This window comes from [Borrelia] tanukii, from assembly GCF_030439725.2.
GTDB lineage: Bacteria > Spirochaetota > Spirochaetia > Borreliales > Borreliaceae > Borreliella > Borreliella tanukii.
Map to the genome: position 1 here is coordinate 87160 of NZ_CP124034.1, position 22294 is coordinate 109453.

At 29.1% G+C, this 22294-nt stretch carries 20 protein-coding genes; 3 read left to right on the forward strand and 17 right to left on the reverse strand.

What is annotated here, in order from left to right; genetic code table 11:
- Window positions 1–5 precede the first annotated feature (5 nt).
- The 10 genes from QIA27_RS00960 to murI all read right to left on the reverse strand — a co-directional run bounded on the left by QIA27_RS00960 (window position 6) and on the right by murI (window position 11267).
- Window positions 6–1832 carry a V-type ATP synthase subunit I gene (locus QIA27_RS00960; protein ID WP_301403460.1) on the reverse strand — a complete coding sequence of 609 codons (1827 nt, stop codon included), beginning with the start codon at window positions 1830–1832 and terminating at the stop codon, window positions 6–8.
- Between the two features lie 10 nt (window positions 1833–1842).
- A complete protein-coding gene (locus QIA27_RS00965) occupies window positions 1843–2439 on the reverse strand; it encodes a V-type ATP synthase subunit D (protein WP_301353390.1) in 597 nt (198 codons plus the stop codon).
- Between the two features lie 2 nt (window positions 2440–2441).
- Window positions 2442–3746: a V-type ATP synthase subunit B gene (locus tag QIA27_RS00970; RefSeq protein ID WP_301353391.1), complete on the reverse strand. Its 1305-nt coding sequence runs from the start codon at window positions 3744–3746 to the stop codon at window positions 2442–2444.
- A 21-nt stretch (window positions 3747–3767) separates the two neighbouring features.
- Window positions 3768–5495 carry a V-type ATP synthase subunit A gene (locus QIA27_RS00975; protein ID WP_301353392.1) on the reverse strand — a complete coding sequence of 576 codons (1728 nt, stop codon included), beginning with the start codon at window positions 5493–5495 and terminating at the stop codon, window positions 3768–3770.
- Window positions 5496–5507: 12 nt separating this feature from the next.
- On the reverse strand, window positions 5508–6053 hold the full coding sequence (locus QIA27_RS00980; RefSeq protein ID WP_301353393.1) for a hypothetical protein: 546 nt from the start codon (window positions 6051–6053) through the stop codon (window positions 5508–5510).
- Between the two features lie 9 nt (window positions 6054–6062).
- Complete coding sequence (locus QIA27_RS00985) at window positions 6063–6662, reverse strand: V-type ATP synthase subunit E (protein WP_301403461.1); 600 nt, start codon at window positions 6660–6662, stop codon at window positions 6063–6065.
- Window positions 6663–6846: 184 nt separating this feature from the next.
- Window positions 6847–7233 carry a hypothetical protein gene (locus tag QIA27_RS00990; RefSeq protein ID WP_301353395.1) on the reverse strand — a complete coding sequence of 129 codons (387 nt, stop codon included), beginning with the start codon at window positions 7231–7233 and terminating at the stop codon, window positions 6847–6849.
- A 5-nt stretch (window positions 7234–7238) separates the two neighbouring features.
- A complete protein-coding gene (locus tag QIA27_RS00995) occupies window positions 7239–9575 on the reverse strand; it encodes an endonuclease MutS2 (RefSeq protein ID WP_301403462.1) in 2337 nt (778 codons plus the stop codon).
- Window positions 9565–10488: a ribosome small subunit-dependent GTPase A gene (gene rsgA / locus QIA27_RS01000; RefSeq protein ID WP_301353397.1), complete on the reverse strand. Its 924-nt coding sequence runs from the start codon at window positions 10486–10488 to the stop codon at window positions 9565–9567. Before rsgA ends, QIA27_RS00995 begins: the two co-directional genes overlap by 11 nt.
- Window positions 10485–11267 carry a glutamate racemase gene (murI, locus tag QIA27_RS01005; RefSeq protein WP_301353399.1) on the reverse strand — a complete coding sequence of 261 codons (783 nt, stop codon included), beginning with the start codon at window positions 11265–11267 and terminating at the stop codon, window positions 10485–10487. The genes rsgA and murI overlap by 4 nt, the downstream gene beginning before the upstream one ends.
- 163 nt (window positions 11268–11430) lie before the next feature.
- On the opposite strand from murI, the gene asnS reads away from it, so the two are divergent.
- Window positions 11431–12819, forward strand: coding sequence for an asparagine--tRNA ligase (gene asnS / locus QIA27_RS01010; protein ID WP_301386599.1), 1389 nt, complete (start codon window positions 11431–11433; stop codon window positions 12817–12819).
- Between the two features lie 21 nt (window positions 12820–12840).
- Window positions 12841–13359, forward strand: coding sequence for a hypothetical protein (locus QIA27_RS01015; RefSeq protein WP_301403463.1), 519 nt, complete (start codon window positions 12841–12843; stop codon window positions 13357–13359).
- Here QIA27_RS01015 and QIA27_RS01020 read toward each other — a convergent pair.
- From QIA27_RS01020 to QIA27_RS01050, 7 genes are all read right to left on the reverse strand, one after another.
- Window positions 13356–13949 (reverse strand): phosphoribosyltransferase, encoded by a 594-nt coding sequence (locus QIA27_RS01020; RefSeq protein WP_301353401.1) that lies wholly within the window; start codon window positions 13947–13949, stop codon window positions 13356–13358. The genes QIA27_RS01015 and QIA27_RS01020 overlap by 4 nt on opposite strands.
- A 179-nt stretch (window positions 13950–14128) precedes the next feature.
- Window positions 14129–15553, reverse strand: a complete 1425-nt coding sequence (htrA, locus tag QIA27_RS01025) for a DegQ family serine endoprotease HtrA (protein WP_301353402.1) — start codon at window positions 15551–15553, stop codon at window positions 14129–14131.
- Window positions 15554–15619: 66 nt separating this feature from the next.
- On the reverse strand, window positions 15620–16375 hold the full coding sequence (gene map, locus QIA27_RS01030; RefSeq protein WP_301353403.1) for a type I methionyl aminopeptidase: 756 nt from the start codon (window positions 16373–16375) through the stop codon (window positions 15620–15622).
- Entirely contained in the window at window positions 16368–18035 is a 1668-nt protein-coding gene (locus QIA27_RS01035) for a tetratricopeptide repeat protein (RefSeq protein ID WP_301353404.1), read from the reverse strand. Before QIA27_RS01035 ends, map begins: the two co-directional genes overlap by 8 nt.
- On the reverse strand, window positions 18022–18450 hold the full coding sequence (gene nusB / locus QIA27_RS01040) for a transcription antitermination factor NusB (protein ID WP_301354310.1): 429 nt from the start codon (window positions 18448–18450) through the stop codon (window positions 18022–18024). Before nusB ends, QIA27_RS01035 begins: the two co-directional genes overlap by 14 nt.
- A 38-nt stretch (window positions 18451–18488) precedes the next feature.
- A complete protein-coding gene (locus QIA27_RS01045) occupies window positions 18489–19499 on the reverse strand; it encodes a peptidylprolyl isomerase (protein WP_301353405.1) in 1011 nt (336 codons plus the stop codon).
- An 83-nt stretch (window positions 19500–19582) separates the two neighbouring features.
- Complete coding sequence (locus QIA27_RS01050) at window positions 19583–20776, reverse strand: acetyl-CoA C-acyltransferase (protein WP_301353406.1); 1194 nt, start codon at window positions 20774–20776, stop codon at window positions 19583–19585.
- 139 nt (window positions 20777–20915) lie between these two features.
- Here QIA27_RS01050 and QIA27_RS01055 point away from each other — a divergent pair, with 139 nt between their 5' ends.
- Window positions 20916–22286 carry a hypothetical protein gene (locus tag QIA27_RS01055; protein WP_301403464.1) on the forward strand — a complete coding sequence of 457 codons (1371 nt, stop codon included), beginning with the start codon at window positions 20916–20918 and terminating at the stop codon, window positions 22284–22286.
- Window positions 22287–22294 lie beyond the last annotated feature (8 nt).

Genomic DNA, 22294 nt, shown 5'->3' on the forward strand with positions numbered 1-22294 from the left:
TTTATTTATTTTTTTATTTTTCTAAAAGGCTTATAAGCATATCCACTCCATTCTTGCCCTAAATGGTTTGAAAATTCAAGCATATTAAGCCTTACTCCATGAACAATTACTGAAAGTAAAGATAACATTATATTTAAAACATGCCCCAAAAGAATAACAATAATTCCAACTACTATAAGACCAATATTAGAAGATTTTAACAAAGGCATTGACATAGCATTAAAACTTGCTGAGATTGAAAGCCCTGCAAGTCCAACTGCAAAAAGTCTAATATAAGATATTATATCTGCAAATCCCGACACAGTAGTTAAAAACTGCTCTATAATGCCCCCAAAACTTTTCAATATACACTTGAAAAAATTTGAACCATCTTGCTTGCCAAAAACAAACACAAGTGCAACGCCAAAATATATTGCGTTATAAACAGCATTATACATAGGAAATCGAGATTGGCTAAGTATTAAATTCAAAACAAGGTAATAAAGGCCAACTATACCTATGAGCCAACCAATCTGCGCAATTGAATGAATATGGGGCTTTTCTTTTACTTGTCTGAAAAAATTCCAAGCATGGGCTAATGAAATTTGCAAAACTCCTATTGAAAAGCAAATAAAGATAATATTTTGAACACTATTTTTATCTGTCAAATAACTAACTTTAAATGAATTCAAAATAGGAAACATTTCAAGAATTAAAGGACTACCAAACCAAGTTCCAGTCATAGAGCCATAAAGTATCGATGATACACTAAGATAAAATATTAACCCATGAACTGGAGTTAAAGGCTTGCCTTTAAGAATGAAACTCAAGCTAAAAAAAATTCCTATCAAAAAAAATATCACTCCATAAGCCGCATCACCTATTATCATCCCAAAAAACACAAAGAAAAATAACATAAAAATAAAACTTATATCCCTTTCTTTATATCCAGGAATTGTCTCTAAAATATTAAAAATAGGCGCAGCTAAATTGGCAATTCCTTTTCTTTTTATATAGGTTGGAATAATATCATTTTCTTCAGGATCTGCAAATTGAACTGCAAAACCTGCTTTTAAAACTGAAGTTTTAAGAGATTCTTGACTTTCAGCTGGAACAAACCCCGTAATATACGAAAAATCTTCAAAATCAGTTTGCATATCAGCTAAAACTTGCTCAAACTCTACGATTTGATCGTAATTTTTTATCTCATCTCTTAAAATATCAATATATTTATTAAAAAGAGAAATTTGGGTCAATTTTTGATCTAAAATCTCATCAACAACCTTTAATTTATTATTAATATAATCAAGATCAAAATTAAACTTAAACTCATCAGCAATTTCAATTTTTTGCTCAAACTCACCAACACTCACAAAATAAGAAGTATTTTTTACATTTTTAATCAAAAATACATTAACATTAGGGTCTCTTAATAAATTTTTATATTCACTTTTTTGGATTTTAAAAAAGTTAATATAAATGTTAGATTCTTTCAATTTATCAATATACTCTAAAGAAAAATTTCCCCAAACGGAAATCAAATTCTTTTCATGTAGTAAAGATCGTTTAATATCTTGAAATTCTTTGATCTCATTGCCCAAATTGACTATGCTTTTTGCAATATCTAAAAAATTTCCATTAGAAGATTTCAAAGCCTTAACGCCCCCATCTTCTCTGAGTAACGAAAGAGCTTGTATTAAAATTCGCCGATTATCAATGCTTTTTTTTAAAGAATCTGAATTTTTATTGCAAGAATTAATATGAACTGCTCCAAAATCTCTTAAAATCTCTAATGATTCTTTTTTATATTTTGATAAAGTCAAAAGTAAAACTTTTTTCATTTTTACAATCATAAGCTTGTTCCTATTTTTTTTTTATCAAACTAGACTTAGCAATTTTACCTCTTACAACAGCTGCGGTTTGTTGATCTCCAAGATACACATTAATTTTTTTTATATTAGCCTTAGCTGTTGGTATCATAACTTTCTCAAATAAATTAACTCTCTGAGATGTTACTCGAAACTCTTTTAAAAGCAAATCAATCTGTTTTTTTAAAATTTTAAGCTCTACATCAATTTGAATTGCAATTTTGAGAATTTCAATCCCCTTATCTACCCAATAAGGCGTAAAAAGCAAGTCGTGCCTTATATTTTCATATTCAATATAATCAAATATAGGAATTGCAACCCCTGCAATATTTACAGACTTTTTGACCACTGTTTTTACCTGAATCCAACTTTCAAAAGGAAATTTTTCGCTAAAAAGAGAAATCCAATTAGAAATACTCTCCTTAAGTTTTTGTTGCTCAAGATTTTTAATTCTGTAAGAATTTTCAATTCTAACAATTTCCATATAAAGCTGTTGTTTCTTAAGCTGCAAAGTAGGCAAATATCTTTTAAACATTTTAAGTTCATCTTTTTGCTTTTTAAGATCATTTTTGGTCAATTTAATTTTAGGCATAATCAATAGGTCTCTTTCTTAGGCCAATATTTTTCAATAAGGTCTGTTTTTATTCCCGTTTCTTTTGGACTAAAACAACTAGCAAGAATGTCCCAACCTAAATCTAAAGCCTCTTCTAAGGGAATATTAACAGATAAATCCATCATCTTGCTTTCAAACATGTTACTATACTTAAGCAATTTTTCATCCCACTTGGTCATATTAAATCCCATAGCCTTCTTTTCTACAGACTCTTTTGAAGATGCATAAAGTTTAATCATTGAGTCCATTATAGTCCTGTGATCGTCTCTAGTCTTACTATTTACCATTTGCTTAAGTCTTGAAAGTGATCCAAAAGGTTCTATTCTGCCACCCTTTAAATAGTACTGACCTTCTGTGATATACCCAGTATTATCAGGAACAGGATGAGTAACATCGTCACCCGGCATAGTTGTAACCGTAAGTATTGTAATAGATCCTGCACCTTCAAAATCAATAGCTTTCTCATAACGATATGCAAGCTGAGAATATAAATCTCCAGGATAACCTCTGTTAGAAGGTACTTGTTCCATCGTAATAGATATTTCTTTCATTGCATCAGCAAAATTTGTCATGTCTGTAAGAAGAACTAAAACTTTTTTACCCTTCAGGGCAAACTTTTCAGCAACAGAAAGCGAAATATCAGGAACAGTTAAAGATTCAACAACAGAATCATTAGCAGTATGAACAAAAAAAATTGCTCTACTTAACGCACCTCCTTTTTCTAAAGAATCTTTAAAAGTCAAATAATCATCATGCTTTAGTCCCATTCCACCAAGAATTATCAAATCAACCTCTGCTTGAAGTGCAATTCTCACAAGAAGCTCATTATAAGGCTCGCCAGAAACAGAAAAGATTGGTAATTTTTGAGATTCAACAAGAGTGTTAAAAACATCTATCATTGGAAGGCCTGTCCTTATCATATTTCTAGGAACAATGCGTTTTGTAGGATTTGCAGAAGGTCCCCCAATTTCAATTAAACTATCATCAAGAGAAGGCCCTCCATCTCTAGGATTTCCAGAACCATCAAAAATTCTACCCAACAAATTGTCAGAAAATGAAACTTGCATTGAATGCCCTAAAAACTTTATCTCATCTGACGTGGAAACACCTCTTGTACCACCATAAACTTGAAGAGAAACTTTTTCTCGATCAAGTTTAATTACTTCGGCTAGAGAACTTGTATCTTTTGCTTTCACAATAGCAAGCTCACCGTACTTAATACCTTGAGCTGTAACAGTTATTACATTGCCTGCTATAGACTCTATTTTACTATAGACTCTTTTCATATATATATTTCTCCAAACCTCCTAAATTACCTTTTTAAAATTTACCAACTCACTCAAAGCAAGCTCCAATTTATTAAACTTAGAATCTTTAAAATAAGAAAGATTCATGTCTAACAAATTTTGTCTTAATTCATTTATAAAATCTCTCGCTTGAAGCTTATCAGAAAACTCAAAATCGGTTTTAAGAATATTATATACTATATCAAACATATAATTTTGACGCTCTGAATTAACAGCAGCATCAACAGAATCAAATGAATTTTGTTGTAAGTAGCATGAATCAAGTAGTTCAGATTTCAAATAAATTAAAAAATCACTATTACTTATGCCTTCTTCCCCAACAACTTTCATCATTTGATTAATTTCGTTACCTTTTACCAAAAAAGATCTTGCATATTCTGTCTTTTTAGGATCAATAACGCCTTTATATTTGCTCCAAGATTCAAGAGGGCTAATAGCTGGGAATTTCCTAGCATCAGACCTTTCCCTTGTAAGTCCATGAAATGCTCCTACAACCTTTAATGTTGCTTGAGTAACTGGCTCTTCAAAATTACCACCAGCAGGGCTTACAGAACCACCAACTGTTACAGATCCAATATCGCCATTATTAAGAACTACAATGCCTGCCCTTTCGTAAAAGGAAGCAATAACAGATTCAAGATAAGCTGGAAAAGCCTCTTCACCAGGAATTTCTTCAAGACGACCAGACATTTCTCTCATAGCTTGAGCCCACCTTGAAGTTGAATCTGCCAAAAGAAGAATATCAAGGCCCATCTGCCTATAATACTCACCAATAGTAATAGCGGTATAAACAGAGGCTTCTCTAGCTGCAACTGGCATTGAGGATGTATTACAAATAATACAAGTCCTATCCATTAAAGATTTACCTGTTTTTGGATCTGTCAACTCGGGAAACTCTTTAAGAGTTTCTACAACTTCTCCTGCTCGTTCACCACAAGCTGCAATAATCACTACATCAACATCAGCATTTCGACTTGTAACCTGCTGAAGAACCGTTTTTCCAGCGCCAAAAGGACCTGGAATGCAAAAAGTTCCCCCTTTAGCAACTGGGAAAAATGTATCTATAATTCTAGTTTGAGTCAACATAGGCTCACTAGGAATAAGTCTCTCCTTGTAATTAGTAATAGGAATTTTAACAGGCCAATGAAAAGACATTGTAATATTATGCCTCATGCCAGAATCATCTTCAATTACAGCAATTTGATCATCAATCGAATAATCACCATCACTTACAATTTCCACAATTTTATAAGAATCTCTTTTATAAAATGGAATCATTATTTGGTGGTGGACAGTTCCTTCAATTACAAAACCCAAAAAATCTCCTGCAATAACAATGTCTCCAACTTTGGAGGTTTTTTTAAAATTCCATTTTTTATTTTTATTCAAGGGCCTTAAATATACCCCTCTTTCTAAAAAAAATCCACATTGAATAGCCAGTTCAGGCAAAGGATTTTGAAGTCCATCATACACTTGGGTTAAAAGACCTGGTCCCAATTCAACTGTTAAGAGCTTATCTGTAAATTCAACTTCATCTCCAACAGATATCCCTTTTGTCAATTCAAAAACTTGTGCATCAACTTCATTGCCTCTAATACGAATTACTTCTGCTTTTAAATTTCTACCAGCGGTTTTTACAAATAAAACTTCATTCATAGAAACTGAACCTTCTACTTCAATAGTAACCAAATTTCCATTCACTCCAACGACTTTTCCTTTTGTCTTCATAAAATTCCTTTTCTAAACTTTTTGATTGGTTTTATCAATTAAATTTTGACAAATATAGTCAAAATTTTGAATACCCAATTTTTCTTTAAATAAATTATGCCTTAAAAATAACCTTAACTTCAAAAAGTAAATTATTACTTTCTCAAAATCAAATTCATGCCCAACTTCAAGATCAGTCAAAAATTGCCACTTAAGAAGGTCAAAACCTAATTCTATTTCAAAAGAATTTTCTTTCAAGCAAATATTTCTCAAAATATTCAGATAATAATTCGAGAAATAAGAAGATTCCAAATAAATATCCTTAGATAACCCCAACTTTTCTGCCCTTAAAGCTGCAAGTGTATATCTTATTGTATCTTCAAAATCAATAAAAAGATCAACGGCTCTTGATTTACCCTTATCTACCTTAAATTCTAGCAACCCTTTTAAAAAATTGAAGTCTTTTTTGCTTAAAGAAATTTCGACATTACTTAAAAAATCTGAAACGCTATAATCTTTTAAAGATCTTAAATCAATATAAGGCAAAGAAGATAAAACATAATAATATGAATCCAACACAAAAGTCTCCTAGACCACTTTTATAACTTCCTTAAATCTTGGATTAAGATAATCAAAAAGAATGTCTGCAATAGTTTCCACTGAAAAATCATAATGCAAACCAATATTCTTTTTTTGAATCTTAAAACCTTTGTTTATGCCTTTGAAAGGCTTAATTTCTATCCCTTCTTTAAGCTTATTTCCAAGTTTTAATCTTAATATCTGCTCTAAGCTAGAAAAATCAGATTCATTTAATTGAAAAACTAATTTTTCTTCCTTAAGCCAAGAATCCGTTATTTTAATTATAAGCTCTGCTAAGAAATTATTATTACTAAAAACTTCCGCCACATTATCTTTTAAAGTATTTTCAAAAAGAGATTTAAGATTCTTCTCAACACCAATAATTAAGTCTCTGATTGCTTGCCTAGAAGCTTCAAGAGCATGGCATTTATAATCATCAATTTCTTTTTGTGATTTTGCCTTTAACACTCTGGCAGCTTCTTCTGCTTTAGCAACTATTTCTTCTGCCTCTTTTTTAGCCTTCAAAATAATATCATTAGATACTCTCTCGGCTTCTTCAAGACCATCTTTTTTAATTTTATTTATCAGATCCTTTACTTCAAATTGCATTAAAACTCCTTGTCATACAACATAAAAATAATAACTTAATACTTATTAGTAAACAAAACCTTTAAAAAGCATGCAATAAATTTTTAATACCAAAAATTTAATAATATTAATAAGACATATCAAATTAGCACACACTTCTTCAAAAAAATATATTTATTCTCAATTATTAGAAATAATACAACCATTAAAAAAATGGTCCAATAATTTTATAAACATTACCATCAAGCACTATATCGAGATTTTTGCTTGGAAATTTATTTTTAAGGCCCTCTCTAAAGATTTCAATACCTCTTCTATTTATCTTATCCCAAAATTCACCATCAACAAAATTTAAAGTTAATATCTCAATAATAATCAAATAACCTCTTCCAAACTTAGATCCATAGCCTGATGTAAAAGTTGTTGTAACACTAAAAAGACCATCCAATAAACCATTTGCAGCCTTACCTCTAAAAGGTCTATTGGGATGAATATCATACGAATTGCCAAATTCATCTTCAAGCACAAAATCAACATCAAGACAAATGTGAAACAATACATTTTCAAATTCATTAAATTTTGATATATTCACTTAAATTAAATCTCAACTATAGTTTTTCCAGCCCCTCCATCACTAGGATGAGCAAAATAATATTTTTTAACAAACTTCAACTCTTTTAACAAGTTGTGAACTTCCCTCATAAGATGACCCTCCCCCTTTCCATGAATGATCTCAAATTTATTAATGCCATTTAATATAATATTATCTATTTTCTTATTCAAAAAGTCTAGAGCAGCAACAGTTCTCATGCCTCTAATATCAACGGTAAAACTTAACGGGCTTTCCTTATCATAATCAATTGAGAAGCCAAAATTTTTACCGCTCTCTTTTTTCTGTTCTGTAAAGTTTTCCAAAGATATCTCTGAACTAGAAACGCTAACATTAAAAGCACCTACACTAACAGTAATCTTCTTTTTAGAAATCCCAACTATTTTTCCTTTTGCATTAGAATTAACTATTCTAACTCTGTCTCCTATTTTAAAATCTACTGCCATATTTCTCTTACTGTTAAGAGAATCTACTTTATTTAACTTGAGGGCTACATTTTTCTCCAAATCTGATATAAAAGCTTTATTTTTTGAAACATCAATATTACCTTCTTTTATTTCTCTAACTAAATTTTCCAAAACTTTTCTTGAATTTTTTAAAAATTCATTATGTTCATTCAAAAGCTCTATTTCAATATTTTTTTCTTTTAATAAAAGATTTTGATACATATTTTCTATTTCTTTTTCTTGCAATTCTATTTGAATTAATTTCTTATTCATGCTTTCTTTAATTGCAAGCAAATCTTTCTCTTTCTCTATTAATCTTTCTAAAATTTCATTAACTTCTGTTTTTTGAGATGAATAAATTTCATTAGCACGAATTACTATGCTATTGTCAACCAAAACCTTACTAGCAACATTAAAAGCATAGCTTTCACCAGGAATGGAAAAAATTAAATCATAATTGGGCTGCATTGTCTCTAAATCCATGCGCACAGAAGCATTAATAACACCATCATGGGTATATGCAAAATATTTAAGAGCATTATAATGAGTTGATATTAAAACATAAGAATTAATATTAATTAAATATTCAAGAATTGAAATAGCAAGCGCCTGCCCCTGATCAATGTCTGTTCCTGAGCAAAATTCATCAAATATTACAAGGCTATTTTTTGTAGTATGTTTTAAAATATAGGAAATATTGCTCATATGGCTTGAAAAAGTTGAAAGAGAATTAGAAATTGATTGCTCATCACCAATGTCAATAAAAATGTTATCAAAAATTTTAAAAGTGCTAGACTCACCAACAACAATAGGAATCCCAAATTGAAACATTGCACTAAGTAACCCAATTGTCTTTAAAGTTACCGTTTTTCCACCAGCATTGGGCCCAGTGATAATTACAACACGATTCTCAGCAGGAGTAAAAGTTATTGCCCTTGGATCCTTTAATAAAGGGTGATGAGCATCAAAAATATTTAATACATTTGAAATCTCAGGAAATATCCCTTTAGTTTTGATTCCATAAATCGCTCGTGCTTTTAAAGAATCATAATACAAAAAATTATTATAAAGATTATCTAAAAGAACAATGTTGCTATGAACTTTACTAGAAAGATCCTGTAAAATTTTTAGAATTATTCTTTTTTTTTCTAAATTCAAATAATTTAACCTATTATTATCATTTACAATATCATTTGGTTCAATATAAAAGGTTTCACCTGATGACGAAATAGAAATAATATTGCCCTTAATTTTACCTTTAAAATTAGACTTAAGAGCAAGGGTATGTTTATTCGACTTATAATAAACAAAATTAGAAGCCAAATATTCTATATTCAAACTAATTATTCTTTTTATCTGCTTTTCAACTCGTCTATTTAAATTCTTAATTTCAAATTCAACCGAATCATATTCTTTTACAACGCCACTTTTCAATTCAAGAGCATCAAAATCTATATATTCTTTCAATTCACTAAGCAAATTTTTTAGCTCTGGACTTAAAAACAATAAATCAGATAAAATTTGAACATCAAGATGCTTGATATCACTATTTTTATGCAAAAATAAATTTATTCTCAAAACCTCATCTAAAAACCCCGCAATATCTCTCAAATTTTCAATAGAAACTCTTGAATTTTCTTTTGACAATAATGAAATGGGATATTCCAAGCTATTTATAAAAGAATTTGGATATCCTTTACAACTCTCAAAAAGCATTCTAATGAGGTTCACTAAGAAAAACATTTTCTCTAAACTTTCTCTTGTTTTTAATATTTTTTGATTATTTAATAAACCAACAGTGTCCGGATTAGAAACGTATTCAGATACTAAAGATAAAATTTCATAAAAGTCAATATTTTTTAAATATTTATCTTGCATAATTTTTATAATTTTTAAGCTCTGATAAAATCTTTAAATAACTTTCGTACCTAAGCTTAGAAATACCATTACCCAAAGCACTCGTAACAGAACAACAAGGTTCACTAACATGTAAGCAGGATTTATATTTACAAAAACTAGCAAAATTTTCAAACTCTTTAAAATAATACTTAAGATTTTCAAAAGGCAATGTTTCAATTCCAAACTCTTTTATTCCGGGAGTATCAACTATTATCCCACTCTCAGAATGAAATGATATTGAATAAACGGTAGTATGTTTTCCTCTAGAATACTTATGTGAAATTTCATTTACTGATTGAGAAGCTTTTGAATCAATCAAATTTATTAAAGAAGATTTACCAACACCAGACTGGCCAATAAAAGAAGTTCTTGAATTTCTCAAGACCTCTTTTACTTCTTTAATACCCTCAAAAGTTTTAACAGAGGTTTTCAAAACTTTGTATCCTAGATTTTTATAAATTTCAGAAAATTCTTCAACCCTTTGGCTTATTCCTTTGTCAATTTTATTAATCACAATAACAGGAACAATATTTTGCTCTTCTGCAATAACAAGAACTCTGTCAATAAAAAAATTTTTCATCTCAGGAAAGTTAGCAGAATTTACAATCAAAACATTATCAACATTAGAAACAATTGTCTGCCTAAGATCTGCTTTCCTGTTATAACGCCAAAGAATATTTTTCCTGTTTACCCGCCTATCAATATACACCTTACGAGAACCATAAATATACCCTAAAACTACATCCCCTGGAACTAAAGGGCTATACTCCTTACAGCCTGTTTCTAATACCTTCCCTTTAAAAATTCCTTCATAAATTAACTTACTGCTAAGTTCTAAAACAGAATATATATTATTAACTCCCCAAATAACTTCAAATTCAAGATAATTCAAACTATCATTCCTTTAAAGTGGAGATTATATTTTTTGCAAAAATTTTGATAAAAGGTCAAATTTTCGTTTTTAGTTAAATAAAATTCATCTACAAAGTCAATATCATTTTTATGATGATTCTCTTTATATTCAAAAAAATTCATTGATCTAATAAGGTCTTGCACCACTAATTCGCGATTCTCATAAACAGGAATTTTTAAAAAATCTTCTATCATTGCCTTAAGATGCAAATAATGCGTACATCCAAGAAAAACAATTTCTCTACCGGTGTTTACAACTTCAAATTTTAAAGCTTCCAAGCATCTAAGAGCATCTTTTCTACACCTTTCCCCATATTCAACAAAATTAACAAGCTCTCCAGCGGCTTTTACAATTAAGTCATCATGCATACTCACTTGATCCTTAACAAATTTGCTTTCAAGGGTAGTATTTGTTGCAATCAAAAGAACTTTTTTTAAAGCAAGATCTGAAATTGAACTCACATCCGGTAAAGTATAGACTACCGGAAAAACAAAATTTAATTTATTGTATACACTAACAGAAATTGTATTGCAAGCTAAAACTAATGCGATAATATTATAGATCTTTTTAAGCTTCTCAATTAAAAACAAAACTGCTTCTAAAAGATATTCTGAACTCTTTTCTCCATAAGGAAAATTTTTATTATCGGCAACATAAATATATTGGTATCCTTCTATTTTACTTTTAATATATTTAAAATAAGAAAGCCCCCCTATTCCTGAATCAAAAACAATTATTACTTCTTTGAAATTTTTCATTACAAAATAATAATCACCCCTAAAAAGTAAAGTATAAATATTAATAAAGTTAATTTCAAGAATTTAAATAATAAAAATTGTTGAATGTTTTTTTAAAAAAAAGTTTTAAGCTATAATAAAATTGATTTAACAATATTAATAAGTATTTAGGGTGATGAATAAAATGTTTACAAGCATTAAAGATATTTTAGAAAATCCAATTTTAAACAGCAATGTTACAATAAACGGTTGGATTAGAACTGCAAGAAGTAATGGCAAGATTGGATTTATAGAAATTAATGATGGCTCAACGCTTAAAGGAATTCAAGCTGTAATAAACGAAGAAGAAAATCAATTTGGTGAAAAAGAACTAAAAAAACTAACAACAGGAGCAAGTATATCGTTAACGGGCCTATTAGTAGAAAGTCCTGCAAAAGGACAAAATTATGAAATAAAAACATATAGTTTTAATGTAATTGGAGAAACAGATCCAAAAACTTACCCATTACAAAAAAAAAGACATACTTTTGAATTTTTAAGAGAAATACCTCATTTAAGAATACGAACCAATACATTTGGAGCTATTGCTAGGGTAAGAAATAAAATTTCATACAAAATTCATGAATATTTCCAAAAAAATGGGTTTTTTTATATTAATACACCAATAATTACGTCAAATGATGGGGAAGGTGCTGGAGAAATGTTTAGAGTTTCCACGCTAAAATTTAATAAACCAAACAATGCACTTAACAATATTGATTTTAAAGACGATTTTTTTGGGAAAGAAGCTTTTCTCACTGTCACCGGCCAATTGCACGGGGAGGCATATGCAATGGCTTTATCTAAAATATATACATTCGGCCCAACATTTCGAGCAGAAAATTCCAACACCACGCGCCACGCTTCAGAATTTTGGATGATAGAACCAGAAATGGCTTTTTACAAACTTAACGACAATATTATCCTAGCAGAAGATCTTTTAAAATATCTTTTAAGTTCAATTTTAAACGAATGCTCACAAGATATGGATTTTTTAGAAAATTACATTGAAAAAGGTTTAATTAAAAAACTAGAAAACGTAATAAATTCAAATTTTGAGGTTATTACCTATACTAAAGCAATTGAAATTCTTGAAAACTCAAAAAAAAATTTTGAAATAAAACCTTACTGGGGAATAGATTTGCAAACAGATCACGAGAGATACTTAACAGAAGAGACTTTTAAAAAACCAGTGGTGGTTATTGATTATCCAAAAAATTTTAAAGCATTTTACATGAAAATAAACAAAGACAATAAAACTGTCAAAGGAATGGACATACTTGTTCCAAGAATTGGAGAGATTATAGGAGGAAGCGAAAGAGAAGATAACTTGCAAAAATTAGAAAATAGAATAAAAGAATTAAACCTAAACATTGAGCATCTAAACTGGTATCTTGATCTAAGAAGGTTTGGCTCTACTCCTCATTCTGGCTTTGGACTTGGACTTGAAAGATTGGTGCAATACTCAACAGGAATCTCTAATATAAGAGATTCAATACCATTCCCAAGGACTCCTAAAAATCTTTATTTTTAATCAAAAAAAGGAAACAAGGAAATGAGATTAACAAAACTCTGCAAATTAATACTACTCTTTCTTTTTGCAACAAGAATATTTCCAGTAAAAGATGAAAGATTAAACAATAAATTAGAATTATTTTCAAACGTAGAAACAAAAATAAAAAAAAAATCTAAGACTTACGATCCAAACTCAAACCCCAAAAAGCCCCAAAAAGAATCGATTTTTAAAGATACAAACGGTAAAAAAAATATAAATTTCAATATATACATACAAAAATCAAAAAAAATTAATTACCCTAACAGGAATTTAAACAATAACATCAATCAAAAAACTACAAATAATGAAAATTATACAACAAATCGTTATGTCAAAGTTTACCCCAGCTATAAAAATGATAGCTTTGAGGTAATTAAAAATACTAATAAATTTCCAGTTAAAACTGAAAAAACTCATGCACTAATCGGCCCAATATTAAAGGATAACCTAGGAATAATAATTAAAATGTTAAAAACAAAAGGGTACACTTTAATAGAATATATAGAGGACAATAATTAAGATTTACTTTTTGCTAAAAATTTTAAAACCTCATTAAACTCATCATCTATATATTCGAAACTATTCTTATATTCACTTTCATTTAATCCTATCAGCTCATGATTTCCATAATGAATCCAAGTATTTAATTCTTCTTGGCTAGAATATTTATTAACATAATAATCAGGAATATAATCTACAAATCCATGATCCTTATAATCATAAACTGCTATTTTAACATTTTTACTCTCTATACCCTTTTTTAAAACTTCACCTCTTAAATAAACAATAGTACGACCCGTATCAAAAATATCATCAACAAATAAAACTTTATCGCCTGCCCTTAAATATTTTGGATCATAAGTCCAACCATCTATCATTATCTTTTTTTGCTCATTAAAAATATCATAAGATCTAGCAACAACAGCCGCATATAAAAGAGGCTTATCTACTTTTACAAATTTAAAAAATTCGCTAATAATATTACCAAGATAGGCCCCCCCTCTCAAAGAGACATACATAATATCTGGAATAAAACCATCTTTATAAATTTTATAAGCAAGCTTAAACCCATTAATTCTTATTTCTTCATAAGAAACATATTTTTTCATAATCCAAACTTATTCCTTCCTAATAACAATAAATTTTATTTTGATTAAAATATTTATTTGTTAATTTTCAAATAAATATTTGCACAAAATAAAACATTACAATCTAAAACAAAGTTTAACAAATTATGCATAAAACAAAAAAGGGCTAAGATCAACTCTTAACCCAAAACTAAAATTTACTAAAACGAAACTTTAAAAGAATCGTTTCCTCTTAAAATTTTATAAGTATTTTTTCCAATCTCAAGAGCATCATAAAATTCTCTTAAATTAGAAACATTTTTTGAATTTACAGAAAGAATTACATCTCCTGATTTCATCTTAATACTTGATGCTAAATTTTTATCAATATAATCAACAACAACACCTTTAATCCAATTTCTTAAATTAAGCTGAGCTTTAATATCCTCAACTAATGGATAAACAACAAAGCCTGGAAGCATTTTTGAAGAAGAAAGTTCTTTATCCTTAGGTCTAACAGCAAGAATAATTTCAATATTTTTTTTGACATTACCCCTTAAAACTTCTACATTTACTTTCTCACCAGCATAAAAATCGCTAATATATGATGTAACATCTTGAAACACACTCATGGAAACTCCATTAATCTTCACAATAATGTCGCCTGCTCGAAGCCCCGACTTAATAGCGGGTGAACCTGGATAAAGAGAGGCAATAATTGCAGCTGAAACATCACTACTTTCAACTCCCAAGCTTTTTAGTACTTCAGAATCTCTTGTCTTTAACGGATAAAAAGAAATTCCAAGCCATGCTGATTCAATTTTTTTACCCTTAAGGAAAAAATCTACAGTACTTTTAATATTGTTAACAGGAATTGCAAAACCTAACCCAATATTTCCACCAGAATTTGAAGCTATCCAAGCGTTAATCCCAATAACTTCGCCTTTTATATTTACAAGAGGACCGCCCGAATTACCTCTGTTGATTGCAGCATCAGTTTGAATAAATAAATTTCTTGATTGCAAATTAGGATTTGCAGAACGTTGCAATCCGCTTACAATACCTGCTGTAACTGTAAAACTAAATTGAAAAGGACTACCTACTGCCATAACCCAATCACCTATTTCAAGCTTATCACTATCTCCAAGATCAGCTACTTTAATAGTTGAGTCATTACTTTCAAAGCTAATAAGAGCAATATCTTTTTTTTCATCTTTACCAATTAACTTAGCCTTGTGCTTTTTCTTATCATAAGATACAACTTCAAGTTCAGTTGCCTTATCTACTACATGACTATTTGTAACCACATAAAATAATGATTTTTTTTGGGAATCTCTACCAATTATTACTCCAGACCCCGCCCAATTGCTTTTTCTCTCAGAATCAAATTCTGGCATATCAAAAAAGAAAAATGGAATAGGGAAACTCTGCTTAATTACCCCTGTTGCATGAACTTCTACAGACGATGGTAAAATTTTCTTGGAAACTTCTCTAAAAGAATCTTGCAAAGCTTGTACTGTATTGTCCTTTTCTTCTGCAAAAACAATGTTGCTTCTATTAGAATCTAAGTAATGCATTCCAATAAAAAACCCAATACCCAAAGCCAAAAAACTGAGAATAAATCCAGAAAAAAACTTTTTTTCCACTTTTATAACCTCCACATAATTACTTAATTTTATAAACAAAATTTTAATATTTGATTAATTTAAAATTTAAACTTCACTTAAAATTAAAGGCAATCCACCAACAACAGCAACAGTGTGTTCAAAATGTGCAGAATAACTAAGATCAGATGCAAAAACAGTCCAACCATCACTTTTTATTGAAACCTTATGCCCCTTTAAGTTTACCATAGGCTCAATAGCCAAAACCATACCCTCTTGAATTCTAATATTTTTAAAAAAAGGAGCATAATAATTTGGAACACTTGGTTCTTCATGAAGTTCAAATCCAACACCGTGACCCGTATATTCTCTAACTATTCCAAAACCAAATGGCTTTATATAATCTTCTATTGCTTTTGATATATTTAAAATTCTATTTCCCACTTTCATCTCAGCAATGCCTTTGTAAAGAGCAGTATTTGTAACTTCTAAAAGTTTGTCGATACTAGAATCCACACTTCCCACTTTAAAAGTTTTTGCCATATCGCTATAAAAACCATCTAGAATAACCCCACAATCAATACTAACAATATCTCCATCAGCTAGCTTTCTTTTCCCTGGAATGCCGTGAATAACCTCTTCATTAACAGATGCACAAATAGTGCCCTTAAACCCATGATATCCTTTAAAAGCAGGCTTAGCTCTATTTTTAATAATAAAATCATAGGCTATCAAATCAAGTTCCTTAGTGCTAATACCAGGAACAATATTCCTTTCAACTTCTAACAAGGTAAGCGCTAACAAGCTAGCTGAAGCTTTTATTTTTTTAATTTCATCTCTAGATTTCAATCTCAGTTTAGTCAAAATTTAACTTCCTTTCTCTAAGCGTATCTATCATATTTTTATAAAGCCTTCCTTCATCAGTTTCGTAAAAAGAGTAAGAAGCTAAAATAGCCTCTTTGCCTTTTTCCATTTTCCCCAAATAAAGATAATTAATGCCTTGTTTTAAGTAGATTTTTGATACAAGCTCAAGCTCATAATTAGTACTAGTATCTCTATCATAAAAACTGCTAGGTAATAAAGAGATGCCTTCATTAAAATATCTTTCTGATTCTTTATAATCTTTCTGAGAAAAGCTTAAAACTCCAAGATTATAATAACTTCCAAACATATATTTTTGAGCCTTATTGTTAAGAATTACCCTTTTTGAACTAATAAAATCTCTTTTAAGGAAATAGTAATAAAATTTATAAAAATCATACCAATCTTGTTTATTTTCATAAGAATTATAAATTTTAAAAAATAAATCTAAGTCCTTTAAATCTGAATAAAGCAACAAATTCCAAGCCAAAAATTGAGCAATACTAGAATTGTACTCTGTTTTGTAAAATAGTCGCCACAAATAAGATTTTTTTGCCTCATACTCAGAATTTGCATAATTTAATGCAAAATAAATTTTAAAAAATAAAGGGTCTTCTTTGTAATTAGCCACAATTTCATTGGCTTTAGAATAATTTTTAATTCTAAAGTATATGTTTGCTAAATAATAACTTATTATTTTATTGTCTTTAAACACCTCATTAGCCTTATTTAAATAAGAAATTGCTCTTTTAGGATCATTCTCATTATTAGCTATAAGTGCAAGATTTAAATAAACAAGAACATTATAATCAGGAAATTTTGTATAAAGCTTTAAATATTCATTCTTAGCATTCTTAATATCTCCTTTTTTAAAATAAGCATCAGCAAGCAAAAAAAGTAAAGCGGGGTCATCTCCATTTTCAATGAACTTAAGATTGGAAATTGTAAAATCCAAATCATTAAGATTGTATGAAATATATGCAAGCTCTTTGAAAAAGTTTTTGTCTTCTTTAATTTTAAAAAGTATGCGCTTGGCAGCCTCCATGTTTTTTTTCTCTATATACAAAAACATTGCATTTACTAAAAATGCATTATTTTTAAGATTTAAACCTATCTCTTCAAAAACACGAGCATCCTTTTCTTTATAAATTTTATCAATAAATTTGTTAAAATCCAAAACTTCATTATCTGCACTTAAATTTTTCATAAAAACTTCATTATAAAGACCGCGATACTCTTCACTATTTGAAAGATATTGATTTGCAATTCTATAAGCGTCTTTTAAAGACCCAATTTTAAGTTTAGAATAAACTTCTAAAGCTCTCAGCTTCAAATTACCCGGCAAAGCTTTAACACTGAGATTTACTACATCCCCCATAAGACGGTAGTCGCCTGTATTTAAAGCCAAAACCTTAGCTCTTTTAATAAGAGCTAGCCATTTAAATTCAGTATTGGCATAATATAATGAAAATTGTATTGATTTTTTGGCATCAGAAAATTTTTTTTTATCAATATAAAAATCAATTTCTATAATAAGTTTACTAAAATCTTTCTCACCTTTTAAAAAATACAAAACATTGGGATTGAAATAGAAATAAAAAACACCGAAAAAGCCCGTTAATAAGAATAATAAAATGAACGCTAAAGTTTTATTTTTTTTCAATACAATTCTCCATATTTTTTAATAAAGCATCAAGTATACCATTTATAAATTTGTAAGAGTTTCTGCTGCCATATTTCTTGGCAATCAAAATTGCCTCATCAATCACAGCACGCTTTGAATTTTCAAAATTTTGGAACTTTAAAGAATAAACGCCCATTCTAAGTATTGCAAGATCAACCTTATCCATTCGATCTAAGGACCAATTTAAAGAAATATCCCTAATCAAGCTATCAATATATTCTAAATTATTAAAAGTACCATTCACTAAAGAAGAATAAAAAGACTTAATAGATTCATTTTCTATATCTAATCCTTTATCCTCAATATTAAAAATATCAAAAATATCGTCCATTGCGCTTTGATTAATATCAATACTATAAATCTTTTGAAAAGCCAAAACTCTAACTTCATGCATTAAATCCATACCCAAAATCATATAAATAAAAATATGTTTTATTTTAGACTAGAATCCAAAATTTGAATATTTGCAGACTTGTTAAGCTTACCATACACATCTTGCTGCACTTGAACAACAATTTGCTGTTGTTGAACATTAATCATATTATTTCTTATTGCATCTTTGACAATCAAATCTGTAGTAGGTGACACTTTATCATTCAAGCCTAAAAATCTCTGAGCATATTTTTCTGTAATTTTAACAATATGAAATCCTTCCTTTGAAGCAATAGGCGAAGATATATCTCCCTTATTAAAATTAAAAACTTCTTTCATAAAATCAGCCCCAAGAAGATTTTGAGCATTTTGATCGCCTCTTGACAAAAATCCAAGATCTCCATTTTTGGCTTTAGAAGACTCATCATTTGAATATTTTCTTACAGCTTCTTCAAAAGTAATTTTTTTTGATCTTATTTGACTTAAGATATTTTTTGCTTGATCTAAAACATCTGATCTTTTTTTATCTTTAGTAGAAAAAAATACATGACTAACTCTTGAAATATCAGGATTTACAAATTTAGTTTTATTAGCCTCATAATACTCAATAATTTCTTTCTCACTAGGAGTTTTAACTTCAGAAAACTTAGGCTGAGCTTGCTTTAAAACAAGTTTTTGAGAAGACAAAGATCTTTTCATTGAAGACAAAAGCTCGCTCCAATTTGTACCTTGTTTTTCTATCATCTGCTTTATTTGCTCATCAGTAAGATTTACAAGTCCAAATTGAGTTCTAATTGTTTGCATAACCTCATCATCTGAAATCTTAATTCCTTGTTTTGAAGCCTCTTGACTAAAAAGAACATCTGCTATTAAAACTTGCAAAACTTGCTTTTTCTCAGCAATAGTCAAATCTCGTCCTTGAGTCTTTTTAAATATATTAACCTTAGAGTCAAAACCAGTTTTAGTAATAATTTCATTTTTATGTAAATTAATAATAGCAACGGGAGTATTTTGAGCAAAAGAGTTAATCCCCACAGTTCCCAATATTACCAAAAATAAAAAACCCTTCATAACATAACCTCTTATTAAAGAATCACTTACCCACTAATTTAACAAAATTTTACATTTAAATCTAGTTAATAAAGCATTTTCATCTATCTATACAAAAAACTAGAAATTCCTTGCCCACCGCCAACACAAACAGATGCTATTCCTTTTGTTTTATTATTCATTTTCATAGAACGAGAAAGTGTTAATAAAATTCTTGAACCGCTAACTGCAAATGGATGCCCCAAAGCAATAGCGCCACCATTTACATTAATAATATCGCTAGTTATATTATATTTCTCAAACAAGGCCTTTTCAACGCTTAATGCTTGAGCTGCAAATGCTTCATTCACCTCAATCAAATCTATTTCGCTGGGGTTTAAACTTAATTTACTAATAATACCTTCAATAGCCATATAAGCTCCAAAACCCATATAAAGCGGATCAAGCCCCACACTTTTAAATCCTCCAATATAAGCTAATGGCTTTACCCCTAATCTTTTTACTCCTTCTTCACTTGCCAAAATCAAAAAACAAGCCCCATCATTCAAACTAGAAGAATTCCCCGCGGTTATTGTGCCTAATTCTTTAAAAACAGGATTAAGAGATGCCAGCTTATTTAGAGTTAAATTATCTCTTATTTCTTCATCACTTGAGACAACCCTACTAGAATTAGTCTTCTTATCAAAAACAGTCAAGGGATAAATTTCATCTTCAAAATATCCAAGTTCTCTTGCCTTTAGCGCCTTTAAGTGAGAATTATATGCAAATGCATCTTGCATTTCTCTTGTTATTTTATATTTTTCTGAAAGATTTTCTGCTGTAAGTCCCATGGAAATAAAATTTAAAGAATCTGTTAAGGCATCTTTCTGGATTGAATCTTCAAGTCCAAAATTGCCAAATTTAAGACCATCAAATCTAATCTTTCTAGGTAATAAATAAGGAGAGTTGGTTAAATCTTCCACTCCTCCAGCTAAAACAATATCATTTTCTCCAAGAACAATAGAATTAAATGCAAGCTCCAAAGATTTAAGACCAGAACCACAAACTTTATTGACACTAAATGCGGGCACAGCATCACCTAAACCAGACCTTAGGGCAATTTGCCTTGCAACATTTTGACCAAGTCCCGCAGATATTACATTTCCAATGATGACCTCATCCACTTTACATAACTTATTTCTTCCAAGTAAAGCTTTAACAACTTTTGAAGATTCATTAATAATATCCAAACCTCTAAAAGAACCTCCAAACTTGGCATTAGGTGTTCTAAGCCCATCAATAATAGCTACTTTTTTCATCACAATTACTCCTTAAAGTCTTTGCTAACTCCATTGAATTATACAATAGCTCACTATAAAAACTAAGTTTATTCAATTAAAAAATAAACTATTTAACTTAAATTGCTTAATAAAAAAGCTAAAGTGTTATAATTTTGTAATGCACTTTAAAAAAATAATTTTAATAATATTTATATTTATAATTTCTACTTTAAAAGTTTATTCTTATAATCATGCAATCCAATACAAAAATGAAGGTATTGACAAATATTATTTTGAAATACTAAATGATGGATTTGGATTTTCATTAAGCGATTTTTTTGATGATTCAAGAAGTGGTTCTCTAATTTTCACCTATGCTTCAAAATACAATTTTATAGTAAATTTAGAAGCACACATGTTAACTTTTAGAGGTTATAAAGACTCCCCAAAATCTTTAATTAGTAGAACAGACTTAATTGAAATAGGTTTCATGTATTATTTTCCAATTTTATTGCTAATTAATGGAAAAAATTTCGGAGAAATAGACTTGGGAATTGGAATTAAAAACTTATTATTTGGAGACTGGGGAGGTCACTTAATGCAAAGCATAATTCACCTTATCTTAAATCAACACCGTCCAATTCCAAGTATAAAAAGCTACGATAGCTACAATTATAGAGGATTTTTAAGCTTTGCTCTAAATTACTCTTACATGAATTTTTTAAATTTAGAAAATTATATAGATTTATCTTATTTTGCAGATTATTTTATCAAAAACAGTATTGGAATTACTTTAAAAAATGAAAATATCGGATTTGATATAAAATTTTACACCCAAATTCAAAATCAAATTAAAAGCCTTAAAACATATTCAAAAATACAAGAAGCAGAAACAGGAATTGGAATAAATTATCAATTTTACTCTAAAAATTTTTTCATAACAAATAATTTAAACATTAAAAATTTTTCAACCAAAGAAAATTTCTTAAGCGTTGGGGGATTTGGAATAATCATTGCGCCTGAAGAATATACAAAAATATCAGAATCTAAAAATGAATTTAATATTGTAAGTAATAATTTTTACTTTGGATTTGATATTATGATCCCACTTAAAATAAGAAATTCGATATTTTATAAAATAAATGAAAACATCAATCATTACTTTTCACTATCAACAAATTATTACACCAATTATAATGAAACTAATAGTTTTACAAATCGATTATCGTCGGGCATCATGTATGAATTTTTACCTCAAAAAACATTCAATCCTTACATCATTTCGGGATTATTTTTTGCCTATAATCAAAATAACCGAGATATTAAAAACATCTTTAGACCAATAAGAATAAGCAACGTCATTCAAGCTGGAATTGAAAATGAATTGGGATTTTTGTTCAAAATGCTAAAATACCACAACACCGAGTATACTTTCAAAATATATTCAAAAGTCAGCTATGTTCCTCTAGCTTATAATCTAGATGAAAAAAAATTAGAAAAACATTCTATTAACTTCAATTATTTGGGAATTGGAATAGTCATTAAATAACAACATTA

What these genes read in the sequence shown, in the direction of transcription:
- QIA27_RS00960 (WP_301403460.1), bottom strand. Translation starts at nt 1,832, where the DNA reads ATGATTGTAAAAATGAAAAAAGTTTTACTTTTGACTTTATCAAAATAT.
- QIA27_RS00965 (WP_301353390.1), bottom strand. Translation starts at nt 2,439, where the DNA reads ATGCCTAAAATTAAATTGACCAAAAATGATCTTAAAAAGCAAAAAGAT.
- QIA27_RS00970 (WP_301353391.1), bottom strand. Translation starts at nt 3,746, where the DNA reads ATGAAAAGAGTCTATAGTAAAATAGAGTCTATAGCAGGCAATGTAATA.
- QIA27_RS00975 (WP_301353392.1), bottom strand. Translation starts at nt 5,495, where the DNA reads ATGAAGACAAAAGGAAAAGTCGTTGGAGTGAATGGAAATTTGGTTACT.
- QIA27_RS00985 (WP_301403461.1), bottom strand. Translation starts at nt 6,662, where the DNA reads ATGCAATTTGAAGTAAAGGATCTGATAAATAAAATTAAAAAAGATGGT.
- QIA27_RS00995 (WP_301403462.1), bottom strand. Translation starts at nt 9,575, where the DNA reads ATGCAAGATAAATATTTAAAAAATATTGACTTTTATGAAATTTTATCT.
- murI (WP_301353399.1), bottom strand. Translation starts at nt 11,267, where the DNA reads ATGAAAAATTTCAAAGAAGTAATAATTGTTTTTGATTCAGGAATAGGG.
- asnS (WP_301386599.1), top strand. Translation starts at nt 11,431, where the DNA reads ATGTTTACAAGCATTAAAGATATTTTAGAAAATCCAATTTTAAACAGC.
- QIA27_RS01015 (WP_301403463.1), top strand. Translation starts at nt 12,841, where the DNA reads ATGAGATTAACAAAACTCTGCAAATTAATACTACTCTTTCTTTTTGCA.
- QIA27_RS01020 (WP_301353401.1), bottom strand. Translation starts at nt 13,949, where the DNA reads ATGAAAAAATATGTTTCTTATGAAGAAATAAGAATTAATGGGTTTAAG.
- nusB (WP_301354310.1), bottom strand. Translation starts at nt 18,450, where the DNA reads ATGCATGAAGTTAGAGTTTTGGCTTTTCAAAAGATTTATAGTATTGAT.
- QIA27_RS01045 (WP_301353405.1), bottom strand. Translation starts at nt 19,499, where the DNA reads ATGAAGGGTTTTTTATTTTTGGTAATATTGGGAACTGTGGGGATTAAC.
- QIA27_RS01050 (WP_301353406.1), bottom strand. Translation starts at nt 20,776, where the DNA reads ATGAAAAAAGTAGCTATTATTGATGGGCTTAGAACACCTAATGCCAAG.
- QIA27_RS01055 (WP_301403464.1), top strand. Translation starts at nt 20,916, where the DNA reads ATGCACTTTAAAAAAATAATTTTAATAATATTTATATTTATAATTTCT.